This is a genomic window from Pseudooctadecabacter jejudonensis, from assembly GCF_900172275.1.
GTDB classification, from domain to species: domain Bacteria; phylum Pseudomonadota; class Alphaproteobacteria; order Rhodobacterales; family Rhodobacteraceae; genus Octadecabacter; species Octadecabacter jejudonensis.
Genome location: NZ_FWFT01000001.1, coordinates 195,548 through 215,425 on the forward strand (window position 1 = coordinate 195,548; position 19,878 = coordinate 215,425).

The window sequence follows — 19,878 nt, forward strand, 5'->3', positions numbered from 1 at the left end:
CTTATCGGAAGTTTGAGTGGATTGCGTTGATGGCCGCTTGGTTCAGTTGCACGTCGGTGTTGACCTGAATGTTGCGGGTATAAAGTTCATAGATGTCCTGCGCGATGCCTTGGGCGGCGGATTCAGACAGCGCAGTGGCCTCTGCAGCGAAGGCCGCGTCGGTTTCGTCGGCAGCCGTGATGGCGTCTAGACGCACAACAATGGCCCCGCCGTCATTTGGTAAAACGCGAATGTCGCCCACGGCCATGTCAAAGACGTCTGTCATGAAGGTCGGGGGGGTGCCATTTACAAAGGCGCGGCGGGTAAGGTTCGTTTCCTGAATGCTGTCCAGGTCTGCGGCAGAAAATTCGACCCCTTCGCGCAAACGTGCGGCGCGCGCCTCGGCCTCCTCCGCGATGGCTTCGGCCGTGGCTTCGGCTTCCCAGCCTGCAATCACGTCGGCGCGAATGTCGTCAAGGGCAGGAACCTCTGGCGCGCGGATGCTGACGACCTCGAGGGCAAAAAGGCCACCGTCGTCAAGTTCCTCAACCTCAGCAAAATCGCCCACATCGGTCGAAGCGGCCACGTCGCGGAAGGCGGCATAGGCAGCGATGCCGTCTGTGACATCTGTGGTCCAGTCGATGGTGCCCAGCTCCATCTCGGTCTGGTCGGCCACATCGGCCAAAAGCGCGCCACCGGCCAGAAGGTTGGTGATCGGGTCGATTTGGTCTTCGATCATCCGACGCGCACGGGCGGCTGCCTGATCTTCACGCAGATCGGGCAGCGCCTGTTCAAAAGTCGTGTTGCGGGCCGCCAGAATGGCATTCATGCGGAACAGGGCAGGGCCCAGATCGGTGGGAAAGGGGCCGACGGTGTCGCCTGTCTGTGCCGCAAAAATGGCAGGGCCTGCCTCGTCCATCTGAGCCTCTGTTACGTCGCCAATGTCGACGTCATTCAAGGTCAGACCGCGTGCAGCCACCAGATCGGGGAAGGTTGTCTCTTCCGCTTCGATCTGCGCCAGCGCAGCCTCAGCTGCCTCGGCGTCGGAGAACACCAATTGTTCGACCAGACGACGTTCGGGCTGTTGGAATTCCTCAAGCCGCGCGTCGTATTCGGCGCGCAATTCGTCTTCATCCACCGGCGTCTCGTCTTGGATCATATCGGGCGTCAGCCAGACATAGCGGATCTCGCGGGTCTCAAGGGTGCGGTACAGATCGGGATTTGCGTCATAATGCGCCTGAAGGTCATCCTCAGACGGTTCTGGCAGCACGATTTCAACGTCGGCCTCCGTTAAGGAGGCCCAGGTGAACGTCCGGCCCTCGCGGGAAAACTGCGCCAATGTGTCGGCATAGACCTGTGGATCGGGGATGCCGGTAAAGACCGCCCCCTGGATCAAGGCACGGGAAGCCTGATCGCGCAGGCTGTCTTCGTATTCGCGCACACTGAGGCCGGATTGCGCCAGCGCTTCGCGGTATTGCGTCCGGTCAAATGAGCCGTCGATACCACGGAATGACGGTGTTGCCAGGACTTGTTCGCTGATCACCTCATCCCCGACGGACAGACCCAGTGTGGCGGCTTCGTTGTCAAGTGCCCGACGCCCGACGACCGCTTGCAACGCAAGGGCTGGAATGCCGTCGGCCTCGGCCTCGGGGAAGGAAATTGCGCGGCCTTGCTGGGCTGCGGCAGAGCGAATGCGGTTTTGGACTTCAAGGTAGTAGTTTTGTGCCGAAATCGGTTTCTCGCCCGCGCTGCCGATGGACCGAACGGTGCCCGTCAACCCGGTGGCACCAAACCCCATGAGACCGATAAAAAGAAGGCCCATGATGATCCATACGAAGAAGTTTCGCGTCTTACCTGCTTTGGCCATGACTGCACGCCCCTGAAATCCCGTTTGCCCCTGTCTATGTGGGTGCTGCACGGGGTGCAAGTGAAGTTGGCGCTAGCTGGGTTGGAATGCCGCCAGACGGTCAAACAAGGTTGTGATGGCGGCGCGGTCGACGTTGGCAAAGGCGATGCGCAGATGCTGCGTCCCACCGCTCTGAGGCATAAAGAAGGTCCCCGGCAGGGTCAGCACACCTGCGTCGCGCACCAGCACGCGGGCCAATTCATCAGATGGGAGGGGGAAGGGATGCCGGAGGTAGGCGAAATAGGCCCCGCAGCCCTCAAGCTGCCAGCCTTTTTCGGCCAGTCGCGGCATTTGCTCCTCGATGGCGGCCCGTCGGTCGAGAATTTCAAGGCGTTCGCCCGCCAACCATTCGCCCAGGTTCTCCATCCCCCAAAGAGCGGCGCGCTGGCCCAGTTGGTTGGGGCAGATAGTGACGGTATCAAGAAACTTCTCAACCTCACGCAGTCGCTCGGTTGAGGCGATCATGGCGCCAATGCGGTGGCCGGTCAAACGGTAGGCTTTTGAAAAAGAATACAGTTGGATCAGGGTGTCGCCCCACTCGGGATCGCAGAACAAAGGGTGCGGGGCACCGGTTCGGCTGTCGAAATCGCGATAGGTTTCATCGATAATGAGCGCGACACCACAACGACGGGCCAGATCGGCAAAGGCCTGTACCGTTTCAGCCGGATATTCCACACCGCCAGGATTGTTGGGGGTCACCAGCACAATGGCGCGGGTCTTGTCGGTGATCAGGTGGGCTGCATCCTCGGCGCTGGGGATCAAGCCAGCCTGTGCCGTCAAAGGCACGGTCGTGACGCCTGCCATGTCGAGCCACATTCGGTGGTTGAAGTAGTAGGGGACAGGCAAAATCACCTCGTCGCCTTCGGCACACAATGTGGCGATTGCAGCGGTGAAGGCTTGATTGCAGCCTGATGTGATGGCCACGTTGTCGTCCGAGATAGAACCCCCGTAGGCCGCAGACCAATCCAGCGCGACCCTCTCGCGAAGGAAAGGCAGGCCCAAAACCGGCCCGTACAAGTGACTTTCGTCATCTTCAACGACGATCCGCGCCAGTTCCTGACGCAGCGCCAATGGCGGAGGATCAACAGGGGCGGCTTGGCTGACGTTGATCAAGGGGCGATCAGAAAAATCGACACCATCGAGCCAGCGGCGGGCCTCCATCACCGGGGGGGGAAACGTGGTGGCGGTGCGCGAAAACGTCATAGGGGGGCCTCTTGTCGCGTCGGTTGGATGCCTCCGGCGGGAGTTTTTTGGGTCAGATGAAAAGGGCGCCCTTCTTCATCTTGGCACATACAACTCCCCCCGGAGGGCCGGGGTGATGTTTAGTCCTTGCCTCGATAGGGCTCGACGTACTGCAGGGCCATGTCCCATGGAAAGAAAATCCATGTGTCTTGGCTGACGCCGGTGATGAACGTGTCCACCTGTGGTTCGCCCTCAGGCTTGGCGTAGACGGTGGCAAAGTGGGCGTTGGGATATAGCTGACGCACCAGTTCCAGCGTTTTGCCGCTGTCGACCAGATCATCGATGATCAGGATCCCCGTGCCGTCGCCCATGACGTCGGCGTCTGGTGCCTTGAGGACCTGCGCCTCACGACGTTGATCGGCTTTGCCGCCGCCCGCGTGATAGGACATGACCGAAATGGTATCGACTTTGCGGATATCCAATTCGCGCGCGACGATCATTGCGGGGGCCATGCCGCCACGGGTGATGGCGACAACCGCGCGCCATGCGCCACCATCGGGGCCTTTCCCATCCAGCCGCCACGCCAAGGCGCGGCTGTCGCGGTGGATCTGATCCCATGAGATGTGGAAGCCTTTTTCGTGGGGCAGGCGGCCCTCTGCGCTGGTGCTCATTGCGCTTAATCCTTGTTGGGGGACATGTCGGGCGCGTCGACGGCCTTCATGCCGACCACATGATAGCCCGCATCGACATGATGGGTTTCGCCGGTCACACCTGCGCTGAGGTCGGACAACAGATAAAGCGCGGACCCGCCGACCTCATCAATGCTGACGTTCTTGCGCAGGGGCGAGTTATATTCGTTCCATTTCAGGATGTATCGGAAATCGCCAATGCCGGATGCTGCGAGCGTTTTGATCGGACCCGCCGAAATTGCGTTGACGCGGATGCCGTCCTTGCCCAGATCTTCAGCCAGATAGCGCACGCTGGCCTCAAGGGCGGCTTTGGCGACACCCATGACGTTGTAATGCGGCATGATCCGCTCTGCGCCGTAATAGGTCAACGTGATCGCGCTTCCGCCAGCATTCATCATTTTTTCTGCGCGCTGCATCACGGCTGTGAAAGAATAGACCGAGATATCCATGGTCATCCGGAAGTTGTCTGCGCTGGTGTCTACGTAGCGGCCGCGCAACTCATTTTTATCTGAAAAGCCAATGGCATGGACAACGAAGTCAATGTTGTCCCACTGTTCCTTAATGCCGTCAAACAGCGCATCGATTGAGGTCGCATCTGACACATCACACGGCAGAACCATGTCTGAGCCCAGCTTTTCAGCCAGCGGTCCGACCCGTTTTTTCAAGGCTTCCCCCTGATACGAAAACGCAAGCTCGGCGCCGGCCTCGGACAGCGCCTTGGCAATGCCCCATGCGATGGATTTATCGTTTGCCAGCCCCATAATCAGGCCGCGTTTTCCCTGCATCAAATTGGATGACATAATTTCCTTTCGGGCCCCAAGGGCCGCCCCACACATCTCGCGTTCGGTTTAGGCGATAGGGCGATCCTCTTCAAGTGAGGGCGGATCCGACCTCAATCGGGGTTGACCCGCCCCGCCAGAACGCCACCTTGCACCCCGTAACGGACCAAAAGGACAGATTATGGCAGATCGAAGCGGAAAATTCGCAGGCGAGGACCCGTTTGAAATCGTTCGGACATGGATGGCGGACGCAGAGGCGTCAGAGCCCAACGACCCCAATGCCATTGCACTGTCGACGGTGGACGCGTCTGGGTTGCCCAATGCGCGGATGGTCTTGCTTAAGGACGTCGAAAGCTATGGCGACGGCGATGGCGCGTTTGTCTTCTACACCAATTATTCCAGCCAGAAGGGGCAGGAACTGGACCAATCCGGTAAAGCGGCATTTGTGATGCATTGGAAAAGTCTGCGTCGCCAAATTCGTGTGCGGGGCACTGTGACCCGCGAAGAGGGAGAGGCGGCGGATGCCTATTTTTCGTCCCGCAGTCTCAAAAGCAGGCTTGGTGCAATCGCGTCGAAGCAGTCTCAGCCCTTGTCATCCCGTGCGGCGTTGGTGGCTGAGGTCGCTAAGGTGACGGCCAAACACGGCACAAATCCGGATCGTCCCGACTTCTGGGGTGGGTTCAGACTCTCGCCGGTTGAGATTGAGTTTTGGGCTGACGGCGACTTTCGGTTGCATGATCGGTTCAAGTGGTCGCGCGAAGGGCGAAATGCCCCTTGGTCAATTGACAGATTGAACCCCTAAATTTCGCGCTTCGTGAAAATCTACCCCCGAAATGCGCTTGTATTGCTGGGTGTATCAGGTCATGTTTGCGCTAAAGATGGGCCGGATTGCCAGAAGGCATGACGGTAAGGGCAAGACATGACAAATGATCAAAATGTCGGTGCGGTAATTGACGGCAACGTTAAGTGGTTCGACCCAACGAAGGGGTTCGGCTTTGTGGTCGCGCGTGACGGTGGCCCTGACATTTTGCTGCATGCGAACGTCCTGCGCACCTATGGGCAAAGCTCCGTTGCGGAGGGTGCCGCGATCACGGTCTCAGTGGTTGAGACCGAACGCGGCCTTCAAGCAACAGAGGTGGTGTCTATCGATCAGGAAAGCCACCCCATCGCAGTTCTGGGGGACTTCGCGGACTTCGACCCCGAGGAGATCATGAACGCGCCCGTTGAGGCTGCACGCGTAAAGTGGTTCGACAAAGTCAAAGGCTTCGGGTTCGCAAATGTCTTTGGGCAATCCGCTGACGTCTTTGTGCATGTCGAAGTCTTGCGTCAGGCGGGCTTCGCTGATCTGATCCCGGGCGAGGCGATTGCGCTGCGGACCATTGACGGCAAACGCGGGCTGATGGCCGCTGAGGTTTTGCCATGGGAAAGTGCGACCGACAAAAGCTGACAGCCATAGGGGCCGGTGCGGTCTTCTTGATGGCGGCGCAGGTCTCTGCGGAGGTGTGTTCCGCGGACAGTGTTTCAGTGCGGGGCGCATTTGGCGAGGCGGAGTTCACGGTTACGGTTGCGGATGACGCGGCCGAACGGGGGCAGGGGCTGATGTTCGTAGAACAGATGGGCCCGTTTGAAGGAATGTTGTTTGTATTTGCGCGCCCGCAGCCGACCAGTTTCTGGATGCGCAACACACTGATCCCGCTGGACATGATTTTCGTGGGTGCCGATGGTGTCATCGACAAAATCCACGAAAACGCTGTGCCGCTTGATGAAACCCCGATCTTTGGCGGTGAGGAAATCATGTATGTGCTTGAGATCAATGGCGGCATGTCTGACCGTTTGGGCCTGACTGCCGGGGATCAGATCCGGCACCCACAGCTTACCGGTGACGTCGTTTGGCCCTGTGACGACAATTAACACCTTTTGGGCAAATTACCTCTTTTCAAATCAGACAACACGCCTTAGATCAGGCCTCGGTCCGGGGCGTGGCGCAGCCTGGTAGCGCACCTGTTTTGGGTACAGGGGGTCGGATGTTCGAATCATCTCGCCCCGACCATCTTCACATATCGTGATACAGCGGGCCGTCCCTATAAGGGGCGGCCGCCTGCTGTTTTCAATAGCGCTGTGAATTCTGCGGCGATCCGGTCGTCGGGAAAGCGCAGTTGTTGTATTTGCCCATCGCGTCCGGGGACGCGGATGTAGCTGTCCGCCGTCACCAGGTAGCCGGTCTGGTCCGATTGTCCGGTAAAGGCGATGACAAAGCGGGGCAGGTTTTCCACGGTTCCGTTGTATTCCAGAATCAGGGCGGCCGCGGACGCTGGGTCTGGCAACGATTCGCATCGCACCTCATTGGGGTTCGGGCGGACGACCATTTGGCCCGGGCCACTGCAAACGGCCTCCCCCCCTTCAAACAAAGCGTCGGGATAGCCTTGAAAATAGGCCTGAACCGCACCTTGTGGTTGTGCGCCTGCGGAAAACGACCCACTAGATGATGTGGTATCTCCGCAGGCGGCCACACCACATATCGCAACCATTGAGAGGTATTTCATCATTTACTTCCTTTGATCGGAGCGTGTCCGCCTTGCCACATCTAGAGCCGCACCGTGCGACCTCAAGTCAGGGTGTCCGCCCTCGGCCTGCCTGTGGATAACTCATGCATTGCGTGAGGTATTAACCATAGTGTGCTGTCATTCTTTGAGTTTTTGCAACTGCGGCTGTGTCCTGCCCGGCCCGTTGTCCTGTGTGCAAGTATGAGGGGGAATCGGGGATCAATTTCGCGGTAATATCGTTAACACTGGGTCAAGAAGATTTAATCCATATTTAGGGTAAAAATTCCGTTGACCCCCTAGGTGTAGTTGCGCCAAGTTGTGCGAGCTGGATCGAACGACACAACATATAGTGGCGAGGCCAGCGTGGGACAGGTAACGACGCATCAGCACGCCAATCGGTGAACTGAGGTTGCGGCCCCTCTGGCGGAGGGGGCGGCGTCGTGCGGCCCGCGCTCAACGATCGATCCTGCAAGACACGCCAGCCTACACCACGGGTTGGATGACGGGACATTGGATCGCCGCAGAGACGGCACGCTAGGACAGGGGCACCTATTATGAAGATCGAACGTAATTTCACAAAGTCCGGACAGGACGCCTACGCAGAGGTGGCGTTCAAATCCGCTACGTCTGAGATCCGCAATCCGGATGGGACGGTTGTCTTTAAGCTGGACGATTGTGAAATCCCGGACGCGTGGAGCCAGGTGGCCTCCGATGTGATTGCGCAGAAATATTTCCGCAAGGCGGGCGTTCCGTCTGACACCGTAAAGGTCGAAGAGAAGGGCGTTCCTGAGTTCCTGTGGCGCTCGGCCCCGGCTGAGGGTGCCACCATGGGCGGTGAGACGTCGGCCAAGCAGGTGTTTGATCGTCTGGCCGGTGCATGGACGTACTGGGGCTGGAAAGGTGGTTATTTCACCACCGAAGAGGACGCCCGCACCTATTTTGACGAAATGCGCTACATGTTGGCGACCCAGCGGGCGGCCCCGAACAGCCCGCAGTGGTTCAACACCGGCTTGCATTGGGCTTACGGCATCGATGGGCCTGCACAGGGCCACCACTACGTGGACTACAAAACCAAGAAACTGACGAAATCGACGTCATCTTATGAACACCCCCAGCCACACGCCTGTTTCATCCAGTCCGTGGCCGATGATCTGGTGAACGACGGCGGCATCATGGATCTGTGGGTCCGTGAGGCGCGCCTGTTCAAATACGGCTCCGGCACCGGCACCAACTTTTCCTCCCTTCGCGGTGAGGGCGAGGCGCTGTCCGGTGGTGGCAAATCCTCCGGCTTGATGGGGTTCCTGAAAATCGGTGACCGTGCAGCTGGTGCGATCAAATCCGGCGGCACAACCCGCCGCGCGGCCAAGATGGTGATCGTTGACGCCGACCACCCCGATATCGAAGAGTTCATTAACTGGAAGGTGCTGGAAGAGCAGAAAGTGGCGTCCATCGTCGCGGGCTCCAAAATGCACGAAGCCAAGCTCAACGACATCTTTGCCGCCATTCGCGGCTGGGACGGGGCCGAGGCAGACGCCTATGACCCCAAAAAGAACGAGCAGCTGAAAACAGCCATCCGTGACGCCAAAAAGGTCATGATCCCAGAGACATACGTCAAACGTGTGCTGGATTATGCAAAGCAGGGTCACACATCGATCGAATTCCCGACCTATGATACGGATTGGGATAGCGAGGCCTATAACTCGGTGTCCGGCCAGAACTCCAACAACTCGATCCGCGTCACCGACGCCTTCCTGAAGGCCGTCGAAGACGATGCCAACTGGAAGCTGATCAACCGTAAGAACGGTGAGGTCGCTAAGGTGATCAAAGCGCGTGAGCTGTGGGAAAAGGTCGGCCACGCCGCTTGGGCCTGTGCTGATCCAGGCATCCAGTATCACGACACGGTCAACGCCTGGCACACATGCCCCGCCGATGGTGAGATCCGTGGATCGAACCCGTGTTCCGAATACATGTTCCTTGATGACACGGCTTGTAATCTGGCGTCCATGAACCTGCTGACCTTCTACAAAGACGGCACGTTCCAGGTCGAGGACTACATGCATGCGTCCCGTTTGTGGACCGTCACGTTGGAAATCTCTGTGATGATGGCGCAGTTCCCGTCCAAGGAAATTGCCCAGCGGTCCTATGATTTCCGCACGCTGGGTCTGGGTTATGCCAACATCGGCGGCCTGCTGATGAATATGGGTCTGGGCTATGACAGCGATGAGGGCCGTGCCTTGGCCGGTGCGCTGACCGCCATCATGACCGGTGTCAGCTACGCGACATCTGCCGAAATGGCCGGTGAGCTGGGGCCCTTCCCGGGCTACAAAAAGAACGCCGACAACATGCTGCGCGTCATCCGCAACCACCGCAACGCGGCCTATGGGGCGTCCGACGGGTACGAAGCCCTCGAGATTAAGCCTGTCGCCTTGGATCACGCCAATTGCCCCGACACCCGCCTTGTCGATCTGGCGATGTCTTGCTGGGACGAAGCGTTGAAGCTTGGCGAACAGCACGGCTACCGCAACGCACAGGCCACCGTGATTGCCCCAACAGGCACCATCGGTCTGGTCATGGATTGCGACACAACCGGGATTGAGCCCGACTTCGCGCTGGTGAAGTTCAAGAAGCTGGCCGGTGGCGGTTATTTCAAGATCATCAACCAGTCGGTGCCTGCGGCCTTGGCGAAACTGGGCTATTCTTCCAGCCAGTCTGAGGAAATCGTGTCCTACGCCGTGGGCCACGGCACGCTGGGCAACGCACCGGGCATCAACCACACGTCGCTGGTGGGTCACGGGTTTGGTCAGGCCGAGATCGACAAGATCGAAGCGGCCTTGCCATCGGCCTTCGACATCCGCTTCGTGTTCAACCAGTGGACGCTGGGCGAAGAGTTCTGCAAAGACGTGCTGGGCATTCCGGCCGACAAGCTGAACGACCCGACGTTTGATCTGCTCAAGTCCCTTGGGTTCTCCAAGGCCGATGTGGATGCTGCCAATGATCACGTCTGCGGGACCATGACGCTGGAAGGTGCACCGCACCTGAAAGAAGAGCATTATGTCGTCTTCGACTGCGCCAACCCCTGCGGTAAGAAGGGCAAGCGGTTCCTGTCCGTGAACTCGCACATCGACATGATGGCTGCGGCACAGTCCTTCATCTCCGGCGCGATCTCAAAGACGATCAACATGCCCAACGATGCGACCATCGAAGATTGCCAAAAGGCCTATGAACGCAGCTGGGCCATGGGGATCAAGGCCAACGCGCTTTACCGAGATGGGTCCAAGTTGTCCCAGCCCCTCGCGGCAGCGTTGATCGAGGATGATGACGAGGCCGCAGAGGTTCTCGAATCCGGCTCCACCATGGAGAAGGCACAGGTCATCGCCGAAAAGATCATCGAAAAGGTCGTCGTCAAAGAGGTCATCAAATCGCACCGCGAGAAGATGCCCGAACGCCGCAAGGGCTACACCCAAAAGGCCATCGTTGGTGGGCACAAGGTCTATCTGCGCACCGGGGAATATGAAGACGGCAATCTGGGTGAGATCTTCATCGACATGCACAAGGAAGGCGCTGGCTTCCGTGCGATGATGAACAACTTTGCCATCGCCGTGTCCGTGGGCCTGCAGTACGGCGTGCCGCTGGAGGAGTTCGTAGACGCCTTCACCTTCACCAAGTTTGAACCGGCTGGCATGGTTCAGGGCAACGACAGCATCAAGAACGCAACGTCGATCCTTGACTATATCTTCCGCGAATTGGCTGTGTCCTATCTGGACCGCACCGATCTGGCCCATGTGAAGCCCGAAGGCGCGTCTTTCGATGATCTGGGTCGTGGTGAGGAAGAGGGCGTGTCCAACATCTCTGAGCCGTCTGAGACCGCGGCGACGAAGTCTCTCGAGGTGCTTAAGCAGATCAGCTCCACCGGCTACCTGCGTAAGCGCGTGCCAAACGAACTGGTTGTGTTGCAAGGCGGGGCAGGGGCTGTGGCCTTTACAGATGGGGACGCCGCAGTTGCGTTGGACACCATTGTGCCGGCGGTCAGTGCAGGCGGCGGCATGGCGCAAGCGACCGGCGGGGCCACGGCTGTGTCCTCCGGTACGGTCAGCATGTCGGCCCGCGACAAGGCCAAGATGCAAGGCTACGAAGGCGATCCATGCGGCGAGTGCGGCAACTACACGCTGGTGCGCAACGGCACCTGCATGAAGTGCAACACCTGCGGTGGCACGTCCGGCTGCAGCTGATACGAGTTCCGAAGGCGGGCACTGCGCCCGCCTTCGTGAGAGCCCTCAGGCCGCAGGCAGAATACCGGGCGGTACACTAGAATGAGCCTGAGTGGCGAGACTTACAGGGGGGACTTCGGTCCCCCCTTTTTTCTTTTTGTCAGAAGCCGTAATTTTGTCGGAATTTCAAAATTCCCTGAATATCGGATGCTGATCTTCAGGCTGAATGTTTGAGGGTGCTCAGGGAGAGGACGGCGTACAACTTATAATAGGCATTCTTTGGAGTTCGTCGACGATGAGTAGGGCGGGATCGTTTCGTTTGGCTCCCGTGGATGTTCGAAGTTGTGGAGTGTGAACCCGATCAGGAGGTCAATGACGGTGGCCAATTTGAAGAACATGTCGCGCGGCGGCTTGCTGGTGAACAGCCAGACGGTTGGGCTCGTCACTTTCCGATTGGCGCGTTAGGCGCAATTTGTGAGATGCTGGGCGTCTCATTGATATCTGGAAAGACCGCAACCCTTCGGTCTCTGTCAAAACTAGAGCTGGCAATTGCGACATCGGCGGGGTTTCGACTTATTAACGCAGATAAATCTGAAGTGGTCGCATACTTTGAAAACCTCAGATTGAGCCCGGGCAAACCGCAGGACCGCCCTCAAGCCCAGTACGGCCGGATATATGATTGGCGAAAACGCGGGGCAGGGTATGGCCCTGAATATGAGCCACTTCGGGAGGCTTTGCGCCAACACATATTGGGTAGCTGGCCACTTGGGGCTGGTGAACAGGCACTCGACCACGTTTTGACCGAACGGCGGCTACATTCGATCAGGACCGCGGCAAAGACCCATGATCTTCATCCGAAACGTTTGCGGCGCCTTTTGGTCGATGCTGACATCATACCGGAGACGGATCGCCCTGATTTCGAGGTTATCTTTGATGCGAATGCAGCTAAGGAATTGCTCGAACAGGCAAGTGGTTCAGTTGCATTCTCTGCGGCCCAAAAGGGATTGGGGCTTACACGAGGACAAATGGAGACACTGACAAAAGCAGATCTGATCAAGCCTGGCGAGGGAGGAGACAGTGCTCGCCCAAGATTTACGGAGGCGACCATCGTGTCGTGGCTGGAGTTCTTGGGGTCCTTTCCTGAATCCGATAAATGGGCGTCGTTGACCAGTATTTCTGACGCAGTTCGAAAGCACGGGGTGCCTACAGATCGGATCTTGAACCACATTTTGGAGGGTCGCTTGAAAAGAGTTTTCAGAGCCAAGGAGCAGAATGTCTTTTCTTCGATCCTAATCGACAAATATGAGGTTTATGTACTTCTTAAGGAGTTAAACGCTTAATTCCACACCGATGGCGCGATGTCCAAGAGTGTGGGGTGGAAGGTGGAAGTGTTGCCTTAAACCGATGGGCGGGAAGGAGACATTCGCTGCGGATGCAATGTGAAAGCTCCTTAGATCTGAAAGCGGACATTGAAAGTACAAAGGCCCGAACTGATGGGGCCCCACACATTTTTGAACGGACCTGGTTCTAAACGCAGACGTCAGAGGTTCTTTTCCAGTTTGGCAAATGACCCAGCCAGAGTTGGATCTGTCTGCAAAAGCAGTTGATAGTCGTGTCAGCGCAGGGGCCAGAAGGGTTTCCTGACCAAGGCTTCAATTGTACATCGCGCAGGGTCTTGAAGGCCGTTCAACTTAATACAAACCGCTCTCACTGTTGGGGCGAGTCTTGGTCCCGATTTCTTTCCGCGATTTTACTTCGATAGCCTTGAGGTGATCGGATCAAGCACAGGCGGGCTGGGACACTTCGGCGGCGATGGGCGCTGTTGTTCGAAGCCTTCGCCTGAGAGACGGCACTGGACGAGGGTGCAGGACTGTTCGCCCGGGAAAAAGGGCTGCTCTGTTACCCTGGGCATGCCGAATCTTTTAGTATCGGATGCCTCTGCAATGACACAATATTCCAAGTGCCACTGTAGATGGACGCAAACGGTCACTCTTCAGTTCCGGGCGCAAGCCGATCCCGGGCTGAAGCTGTCGGCCTTGCGGTTGTCGTCCGTTCGACCAGCTCGTTTTTCACGGTGATCTTGGCGTCTGGACGACGATACTCGTTTCGTCGGCTGACGGCCAATTCAATTGCCTTGGCAAATATCCCAAGCATGTTTTGTCGCACCGATGTCAGCTGATAGGACTGGAAGCGTCCGGTCTCGGTGTCGTCGTGGCCGACCACTTGGATATCGTCGGGTATGTTCAATCCGAAGTCCAGTCGCAGGACATCCATTGCGCCAATCGCCATCGCATCATTGGCGGCAACAACGGCATCCAGGTTCGTGACGCTTGCCCCCAAAGCGCGGATCGCGGACTGGCCGCCATTATAGGTGAAGGCGTCCTCAAGCACGATTGGCTCTGGCAGGCCCTTTGCCGTGCAGGCCTCGACAAATCCACGGCACCGCTCTGCCGAGACCCAATTGTTGCCGCCACCGCCCAGGAACACGCAGTGCCTGGCCCCCGATGCATGCAGCATGTCCACGACGTCATGCATGATCGCGTCATTGGGTGAGCACACCGCATCAACCCCCGCACATTCGGATTGCCGGTTTATCATCACAAGAGGGACGCCCGCATCGGTGCAATGCACTGCGGCCTCGCGGGAAATGCTGGCCGCGCACAGGATCATATCCACGCGTTTTTCCAACAGTTGGCGGATGGCCGCGTCGCCCATATCCGTCGGATCAACGATCTGGATGAGGAGGGCATCGCCGGTCTCGGACATCAGGTCGACGGCGCTTTTCAAGGCCAGCGGATAGTTCTGCTGCGCGTATTGCGTGACCACCAGACCCGCCAGACGGCTGCGCCCAAGACTGAGGGATTTGGCAATCGGGTTCGGGACAAACCCCAATTCGTGGGCGGCAGCCAGAACCCTCTCACGGGTCGTTTTCGACGCACTTCCATTGGGGGAAAACACGCGGGACACAGCGGATTGGCTGACCCCGGCCAGTCTGGCCACGTCATAGGATGTTGCGCGCTTGTCCAAGATATTCCGTGCCTTTTGGTGACAATCCGACTCAAAGTTATTGACAGAATACCGCAATCCGTCCAGCCTTGCATGCGGATGCAAAGCTTGAGAGGGGAGGCTCGGGTGGGACGCAAGATCCTTTTCATCACCACGGATGAGCAGCGTTTTGACGCGCTTGGCTGCTATGGTGGAAAGGTGGCGAAAACGCCCGTTGCCGACGGATTGGCGCGCGACGGCATCCGCTATGACCGCGCCTATAATCAGAACGTGACCTGCATGCCCGCGCGATCGTCCATCGTGACGGGGCAATATGTGTCGACCCACGGGGTTCTGCGCAACGGCTACGCCTTGCCGGAAAATGACCCTTCAATCGCGCGCTACCTGAACGAGCAGGCGGGCTATCGCACAGCGATTGTCGGCAAGGCCCATTGGCAGCCGATGACCGATCACACCTGTTGGGAGGCGTCGGCCGCAGGGCGCGGCGATCATGGGCCGCACCGCGGGTTCGAGTATCTGTCGCTGGCCGCTCATAGCGGCATCTCTTACCGGTGCGAGCTGCACTATAACCGGTGGCTGAAAGAGAATTATCCCGAGCACGTGGACTCGTTCTATCCGCCCGTGGGCCCCGAAAACGGGCCCAACAATCAGACAGGGGGCGAGAGCGACGCGATTCAAGTCCATCACAATGCTTGCCCGAAGAAGGCCTATCACACCGATTGGGTGGCTGAGACGTCGATCAATTGGCTTGATACCCTGGACAAGGATGAGGATTGGTTTTTGTGGGTCAGTTTCCCCGACCCGCACCACCCGTTCGACCCGCCCGTGTCCGAGAAAGATCGCATCGACTGGCGCGATCTGGATCTGCCGGACGCGCACCCGGAGACCGACGAAAAGATCCGCGAGATCCTGGCCCAGAAGCCAAAGCACTGGCTGGAATTCTACGACGGCATCACCGACATCGCCGACGAGACGCCCGATCAGTTCGTCCCCAAGACCATGACCCACGACAACGTGCGTGAGATCAACGCCATGGTCCACATCCAGAATGAGCTGGTGGACGATGCCATGGGCCGCCTGATGGCCTATCTGAAGGCGCGCGGTTGGGACGAAGATACCGACATCATCTATTGCTCGGACCACGGCACCAATCAGGGCGACTTTGGCCTGATGTTCAAAGGGCCGTTCCACACCGATGGGCTGATGCGGCTGCCGTTCATCTGGCGGCCTGCGCCCTCGGCCAGTGTGGCGGGCGGCACGGTCATCGCGGACCCTGTGGGTCACATTGATCTGGCCCCGACCTTTGCCCAGATCGCGGGGCTTCCGGTGCCCGATTGGGTCGAAGGCAAACCGCTGCCCACCGAGGCAGACCCCGAACGGGACTGCGTGTTCTGCGAATGGGATGCGGAACGTCACGGCATCCAGATCAAGATGCGCAGCATTTATGACCGGTCGGGGTATCTCTGCACGGCCTATGACCCGACGAATTATTATGACGGAACCGAGGGCGAGCTTTACGATCTGAAATCCGACCCACGGCAATGGTCCAACCTGTGGGACGCACCAGATCACGCCGACACCAAGGCCGCCCTTGTGGCCAAGATCAACCAACACACACCCGCGCCGCGCGAGCCAGCCCTGGTCCGCATGGCGCGCACCTGAGAGCGACGAAGACCAAAACACGACAACCGGGAGGAAATAACATGAAACTAAGAACCACACTTGCCAGTGTTGCAGCCCTGACGCTGAGCACGGGCGCGGCACTTGCCGAATATCCTGAACGCACCATCAACATGGTTATCCCTTTCAGCGCGGGTGGCGGCACGGACGTCCCCGGGCGCTTCTTTGCGGCAGAGATGGAAAAGCTGCTTGGCCAGAATATCGTCGCCACCAACGTGGAAGGCGCGGGCGGCACCATCGGTGCAACCCAGCAGGCGGATGCGCCGGCGGATGGGTACAACCTGCTCTTTGCGCCTGTCGGCACGATGACAACCCAGCCGCATCTGCGCAACACCAGCTACAACGTGGACAGCTGGACGCCGATCTGCATGGTCAGCGAAGGCCCCTATTATCTGGTGGTCGGTGCCGATAGCGGGATTGAGTCGGTGGAAGATTACAAGGCGATCACGGCCAATGGCGGGCCACGGTTCGTGGGCGCGGGCCCGGGGTCCATGGATCACGTCGCACAGCTGACGCTGGACAGTGAATTGGGGATTGAACAGCAGTATCTGCCGACAGGCGGCGGGGCGGACAAGGCCACCGAGATTGGTGGCGGTCGCGCTGACGCGTCGGTCTGGTTTGCCGATTTCGACACCCGCTTCAACTTCAACGCATTGGCGATCATGGCCGATGAACGCTCCGATCAGCACCCTGACATCCCGACCATGCAGGAATTGGGATATGACGTGAACGTGTCGATCTGGTTCGGCCTGTTTGCCCAGGACGACGCCCCCGCCGAGGCCGTTGAAACGCTGTCTGCCGCCTGTGAAACCGCCGTCAGCACGGACAGCTTCAAGGAAAACATGGCCGGCGCGAACCGCCTGATCCGCTACATGGGGACGGACGAGTTCGGTGACTTTTTCCGGAGGACCTTTGAGTTGAACGGAGAGTTGATGCGCAAGGCAGGCCTTGTGAACTGATCTGACTGTACCCGCCGGGGTGATCCCGGCGGGCAATCCAAAGGCTGAGTTTCAATGCAGAAGACGCTTGATATTGTTCTGGCCAGCGCGTTTCTGCTGGCGGGTCTTGGTCTGTTGTCCATGACATTCGGAGAGGCGTTCGACATCCGCACCTTCGGCGGCGATGTGGGCCCCGCCTTTGCCCCGCGTCTGTTTCTGGCGGCCTGGTCTGTCTTCGCGGCTGTCGCCTTGATGTCGGCCCTCAGGTCCACGCCGGGCGATATGGACAGAATCAACATGACGCAGTTTCTGACCGTTATCGTCATTGCGACCGTCACCGCGCTGGCCATGACGCGGATCGGGTTCGTCTTTGCCGCCGTGCCGGGACTGGCCGCGTTCTGCTGGGCCTTCGGGTATCGAAGGATCGGCGTGCTGGCGATCATCAGCGTCACCGTCCCTGTCAGCATCTGGGCGCTCTTCACTTTCGGGTTTGAGCTGTTATTGCCCCGCTCCCCATGGTTCTATCAGATCTGATTCATGGAAAACCTCAGCCTCGCCATTTCCCAATTCTCAACCTTCGGCGTCCTTGTGGCTTTGGTCATCGGGTGCCTGTGGGGCCTGCTGGCGGGCGCGCTGCCCGGGATGGGCACGGTGGCCGCCCTGATCGTGGCCTTGCCCTTTACCTTCGGCATGAGCACCGAAAGCTCAATCGCGCTGTTTCTTGGGATCTATGTCACCTCCGTCTATGGCGGCTCTATCTCGGCTATTCTGATCAACACGCCCGGCACGCCGCAATCGGCGGCGACGGTGCTGGACGGCTATCCCATGGCGCGGGCAGGGCAGGCGGATCTGGCCATTGGCTGGGCCACGTTGGCATCCTTCATCGGGGGCGTCTTTTCCCTGATCGTGCTGATCGTCGCCGCCCCCCTTCTGGCGGCGGTGTCGATCTCCTTCGGGCCCGCCGCGATCTTTGCCATCATCGTCTTCGCGCTGACCTGTATTGCCTGGGTGTCCGAGGGCAGCACAATCAAGGGGCTTCTGGGCGCCTCAGTAGGCCTGTGGCTGACCACCATCGGCCCCGACGATTTGACGGGCCTCACTCGGTTTGATTTCGGACAGCAGGAGCTGCGCGGCGGCCTGTCCCTGATCCCCGTCCTGATCGGCTTGTTTGCACTGAGCGAAGTCTTCTACCGCGCGGCCTTCTATTTCACGTCAAAGCCATCGGATGTGCAAAACGTGGGCTTCAAATTGCCCCCCTGGGCGGACATTCGGATCCGCGCGCCGCAGTTCCTGCGCTCCTCCATCATCGGCACCTTTGTCGGCATCCTCCCCGGCACCGGGGCGACGGCAGCCACCTTTGTCAGCTATTCGGAGGCGCGCCGCACCTCGCCCCGGGCCGAGAATTTTGGCAAGGGCGAGCCCGATGGATTGATCGCGTCCGAGGCGTCCAACAACGCCGTCACCGGGGGCGCGCTGATCCCGACGCTGGCACTTGGCATTCCCGGCGACGGGGGCACTGTTGTGCTGCTGGGTGTGTTGACGATCCAGGGGCTGACGCCCGGCTATGATCTGGTCAACAACAACCCCCACATCCTGACCGGCGCGTTTTTGATGCTGATGGTGGCGAATATCGTCATGTTCGCCCTTGGTGCATTCAGCGGCCGGATTTTCTCACGCATCCTTGGCATGCCGGAGCCGATCCTTATGGGGCTGATCCTCATGTTTTCACTGGTTGGTGCCTTTGTCGTCCGCGGCAATCCGGTGGATGTCACCGTCTGTGTTGTGGCGGGTGTGGCGGGCGTGATCCTGCGCTTCGGACGTTATCCCATTGCGCCGATTGTCATTGGCATGGCCCTTGGCACGACCTTCGAGACAAAGCTGCGTCAGGGCATGATCAGCGCGCGCGGCGATTTCGTGACCTTTTTGCAGGATCCCATTGCCCTTGGCATTCTGGGCCTGACCGCTCTGGTCGTGCTGGTCCCGACGTTGAAGCGGCGCAAGGCGCGTTAAAGGGCGACGCGTGACCAAAGCCTGTTGCACCCCCACGACGGACGGTTCTGACGGCGCGCCCTTTGTTGAGGCGATCCAAAAGATCATCCCCGCCGACGCCGGCCAACAGTCCGAGCTGAGGGCAGCGCTGATCAATATCCCCGGCGGGTTCTTCGACATGGGCGCACGGAAATCGCGCTTTCCGAAGGACCGCGACAGCCCGCGCAGGCGGGTCAAGGTCGCGCCATTCCGCATCGCCCCATACGCGGTCACGAACCGGGACTACGGGCGGTTCGTCATGGCAACGGGGTATCGCACGGTGGCAGAGGTTGAGGGATGGTCCTTCGTCTTTCAACTTTTTCTGCAAAGCCCCGAGCAGTTTCAATCGCCGCCCGGATTGCCGTGGTGGCGCAAAGTTGATGGGTCGTTCTGGGCGGCACCCGAAGGGCCCGCTAGTCACGTGGATGACCGGCCCGACCATCCGGTCGTCCATATCAGTTGGTATGATGCGCAGGCCTATTGCCGTTGGTCGGGCCTGCGTCTGCCGTCCGAGGCAGAGTGGGAACGCGCCGCGCGTGGCGGCATCGCACGGGCGAAGTTTCCCTGGGGCAACAGCTTCATGCCCGGTGGCGCGCACGCGATGAACACCTGGCAGGGGCATTTCCCGCATGAGAACACGGGCGAAGATGGCCACATCGGCACAGCACCCGTGGACGCGTTTTCCGCGAACGGGTTCGGGTTGCACAACATGACGGGCAATGTGTGGGAATGGGCGGCGGATTTGTTCGACGACACATCCGCATTGGGTGCGCGTGTGCAGCGCGGTGGATCGTTCTTGTGCCATGACAGCTATTGCGACCGATACCACGTCCATTCGCGCACCGGCACCGAACCGGACAGCTCAGCCGGTCATTCGGGGTTTCGCGTTGCCGCAGATGTCGAAGCGTGATCCGGCAAACGGGGCAGGTTTAATGAAACA

At 59.1% G+C, this 19,878-nt stretch carries 16 protein-coding genes and 1 tRNA gene; 11 read left to right on the forward strand and 6 right to left on the reverse strand.

The features are described from left to right. Position 1 precedes the first annotated feature (1 nt). The 4 genes from PSJ8397_RS00940 to fabI all read right to left on the reverse strand — a co-directional run bounded on the left by PSJ8397_RS00940 (position 2) and on the right by fabI (position 4,556). Positions 2 to 1,846, reverse strand: a complete 1,845-nt coding sequence (locus PSJ8397_RS00940; RefSeq protein WP_085862695.1) for a peptidylprolyl isomerase — start codon at positions 1,844 to 1,846, stop codon at positions 2 to 4. A 72-nt stretch (positions 1,847 to 1,918) separates the two neighbouring features. Then, entirely contained in the window at positions 1,919 to 3,088 is a 1,170-nt protein-coding gene (locus tag PSJ8397_RS00945) for an aminotransferase (protein WP_085862696.1), read from the reverse strand. 119 nt (positions 3,089 to 3,207) lie between these two features. Next, the gene (gene gpt, locus PSJ8397_RS00950; protein ID WP_085862697.1) at positions 3,208 to 3,738 is read right to left on the reverse strand and encodes a xanthine phosphoribosyltransferase; all 531 of its coding nucleotides are present in this window, start codon (positions 3,736 to 3,738) and stop codon (positions 3,208 to 3,210) included. 5 nt (positions 3,739 to 3,743) lie between these two features. Continuing rightward, positions 3,744 to 4,556 carry an enoyl-ACP reductase FabI gene (gene fabI, locus PSJ8397_RS00955; RefSeq protein WP_085862698.1) on the reverse strand — a complete coding sequence of 271 codons (813 nt, stop codon included), beginning with the start codon at positions 4,554 to 4,556 and terminating at the stop codon, positions 3,744 to 3,746. A gap of 160 nt (positions 4,557 to 4,716) precedes the next feature. Here fabI and pdxH point away from each other — a divergent pair, with 160 nt between their 5' ends. The 4 genes from pdxH (at position 4,717) to PSJ8397_RS00975 (ending at position 6,585) form a co-directional block, all read left to right on the forward strand. Next, entirely contained in the window at positions 4,717 to 5,337 is a 621-nt protein-coding gene (pdxH, locus tag PSJ8397_RS00960) for a pyridoxamine 5'-phosphate oxidase (protein ID WP_085862699.1), read from the forward strand. A gap of 117 nt (positions 5,338 to 5,454) precedes the next feature. Beyond that, the gene (locus tag PSJ8397_RS00965) at positions 5,455 to 5,982 is read left to right on the forward strand and encodes a cold-shock protein (protein ID WP_085862700.1); all 528 of its coding nucleotides are present in this window, start codon (positions 5,455 to 5,457) and stop codon (positions 5,980 to 5,982) included. Continuing rightward, positions 5,955 to 6,446: a DUF192 domain-containing protein gene (locus tag PSJ8397_RS00970; protein WP_085862701.1), complete on the forward strand. Its 492-nt coding sequence runs from the start codon at positions 5,955 to 5,957 to the stop codon at positions 6,444 to 6,446. The genes PSJ8397_RS00965 and PSJ8397_RS00970 overlap by 28 nt, the downstream gene beginning before the upstream one ends. Before the next feature lie 62 nt (positions 6,447 to 6,508). Beyond that, positions 6,509 to 6,585: transfer RNA gene (locus PSJ8397_RS00975), tRNA-Pro, on the forward strand. Positions 6,586 to 6,616: 31 nt separating this feature from the next. On the opposite strand, the gene PSJ8397_RS00980 is transcribed toward PSJ8397_RS00975, so the two are convergent. Then, a complete protein-coding gene (locus PSJ8397_RS00980) occupies positions 6,617 to 7,081 on the reverse strand; it encodes a hypothetical protein (RefSeq protein WP_235000532.1) in 465 nt (154 codons plus the stop codon). Positions 7,082 to 7,632: 551 nt separating this feature from the next. On the opposite strand from PSJ8397_RS00980, the gene PSJ8397_RS00985 reads away from it, so the two are divergent. After that, positions 7,633 to 11,307: a vitamin B12-dependent ribonucleotide reductase gene (locus PSJ8397_RS00985; RefSeq protein ID WP_085862703.1), complete on the forward strand. Its 3,675-nt coding sequence runs from the start codon at positions 7,633 to 7,635 to the stop codon at positions 11,305 to 11,307. Between the two features lie 311 nt (positions 11,308 to 11,618). Continuing rightward, entirely contained in the window at positions 11,619 to 12,626 is a 1,008-nt protein-coding gene (locus PSJ8397_RS00990; RefSeq protein WP_085862704.1) for a hypothetical protein, read from the forward strand. Between the two features lie 646 nt (positions 12,627 to 13,272). Here PSJ8397_RS00990 and PSJ8397_RS16770 read toward each other — a convergent pair. Next, positions 13,273 to 14,313 (reverse strand): LacI family DNA-binding transcriptional regulator, encoded by a 1,041-nt coding sequence (locus PSJ8397_RS16770; RefSeq protein WP_159453073.1) that lies wholly within the window; start codon positions 14,311 to 14,313, stop codon positions 13,273 to 13,275. 105 nt (positions 14,314 to 14,418) lie between these two features. On the opposite strand from PSJ8397_RS16770, the gene PSJ8397_RS01005 reads away from it, so the two are divergent. Genes PSJ8397_RS01005 through PSJ8397_RS01025 form a run of 5 tightly spaced genes read left to right on the forward strand, consistent with a single transcriptional unit; the run spans position 14,419 to position 19,848 of the window. Further along, positions 14,419 to 15,954: a sulfatase family protein gene (locus PSJ8397_RS01005; protein ID WP_085862705.1), complete on the forward strand. Its 1,536-nt coding sequence runs from the start codon at positions 14,419 to 14,421 to the stop codon at positions 15,952 to 15,954. Between the two features lie 41 nt (positions 15,955 to 15,995). Beyond that, positions 15,996 to 16,931, forward strand: a complete 936-nt coding sequence (locus PSJ8397_RS01010; RefSeq protein WP_159453074.1) for a Bug family tripartite tricarboxylate transporter substrate binding protein — start codon at positions 15,996 to 15,998, stop codon at positions 16,929 to 16,931. A gap of 54 nt (positions 16,932 to 16,985) precedes the next feature. Then, on the forward strand, positions 16,986 to 17,444 hold the full coding sequence (locus tag PSJ8397_RS01015; RefSeq protein ID WP_085862707.1) for a tripartite tricarboxylate transporter TctB family protein: 459 nt from the start codon (positions 16,986 to 16,988) through the stop codon (positions 17,442 to 17,444). A gap of 3 nt (positions 17,445 to 17,447) precedes the next feature. Further along, the gene (locus tag PSJ8397_RS01020) at positions 17,448 to 18,920 is read left to right on the forward strand and encodes a tripartite tricarboxylate transporter permease (RefSeq protein ID WP_085862708.1); all 1,473 of its coding nucleotides are present in this window, start codon (positions 17,448 to 17,450) and stop codon (positions 18,918 to 18,920) included. A gap of 10 nt (positions 18,921 to 18,930) precedes the next feature. After that, entirely contained in the window at positions 18,931 to 19,848 is a 918-nt protein-coding gene (locus tag PSJ8397_RS01025; RefSeq protein WP_085862709.1) for a formylglycine-generating enzyme family protein, read from the forward strand. Positions 19,849 to 19,878 lie beyond the last annotated feature (30 nt).

Coding starts and splice junctions, on each gene's coding strand:
- PSJ8397_RS00990 (WP_085862704.1), top strand. CDS start 11,619: ATGTTCGAAGTTGTGGAGTGTGAACCCGATCAGGAGGTCAATGACGGT.
- PSJ8397_RS01020 (WP_085862708.1), top strand. CDS start 17,448: ATGGAAAACCTCAGCCTCGCCATTTCCCAATTCTCAACCTTCGGCGTC.
- PSJ8397_RS01015 (WP_085862707.1), top strand. CDS start 16,986: ATGCAGAAGACGCTTGATATTGTTCTGGCCAGCGCGTTTCTGCTGGCG.
- PSJ8397_RS00945 (WP_085862696.1), bottom strand. CDS start 3,088: ATGACGTTTTCGCGCACCGCCACCACGTTTCCCCCCCCGGTGATGGAG.
- PSJ8397_RS00970 (WP_085862701.1), top strand. CDS start 5,955: ATGGGAAAGTGCGACCGACAAAAGCTGACAGCCATAGGGGCCGGTGCG.
- PSJ8397_RS00940 (WP_085862695.1), bottom strand. CDS start 1,846: ATGGCCAAAGCAGGTAAGACGCGAAACTTCTTCGTATGGATCATCATG.
- fabI (WP_085862698.1), bottom strand. CDS start 4,556: ATGTCATCCAATTTGATGCAGGGAAAACGCGGCCTGATTATGGGGCTG.
- PSJ8397_RS00965 (WP_085862700.1), top strand. CDS start 5,455: ATGACAAATGATCAAAATGTCGGTGCGGTAATTGACGGCAACGTTAAG.
- PSJ8397_RS00980 (WP_235000532.1), bottom strand. CDS start 7,081: ATGATGAAATACCTCTCAATGGTTGCGATATGTGGTGTGGCCGCCTGC.
- PSJ8397_RS01010 (WP_159453074.1), top strand. CDS start 15,996: ATGAAACTAAGAACCACACTTGCCAGTGTTGCAGCCCTGACGCTGAGC.
- pdxH (WP_085862699.1), top strand. CDS start 4,717: ATGGCAGATCGAAGCGGAAAATTCGCAGGCGAGGACCCGTTTGAAATC.
- PSJ8397_RS00985 (WP_085862703.1), top strand. CDS start 7,633: ATGAAGATCGAACGTAATTTCACAAAGTCCGGACAGGACGCCTACGCA.
- gpt (WP_085862697.1), bottom strand. CDS start 3,738: ATGAGCACCAGCGCAGAGGGCCGCCTGCCCCACGAAAAAGGCTTCCAC.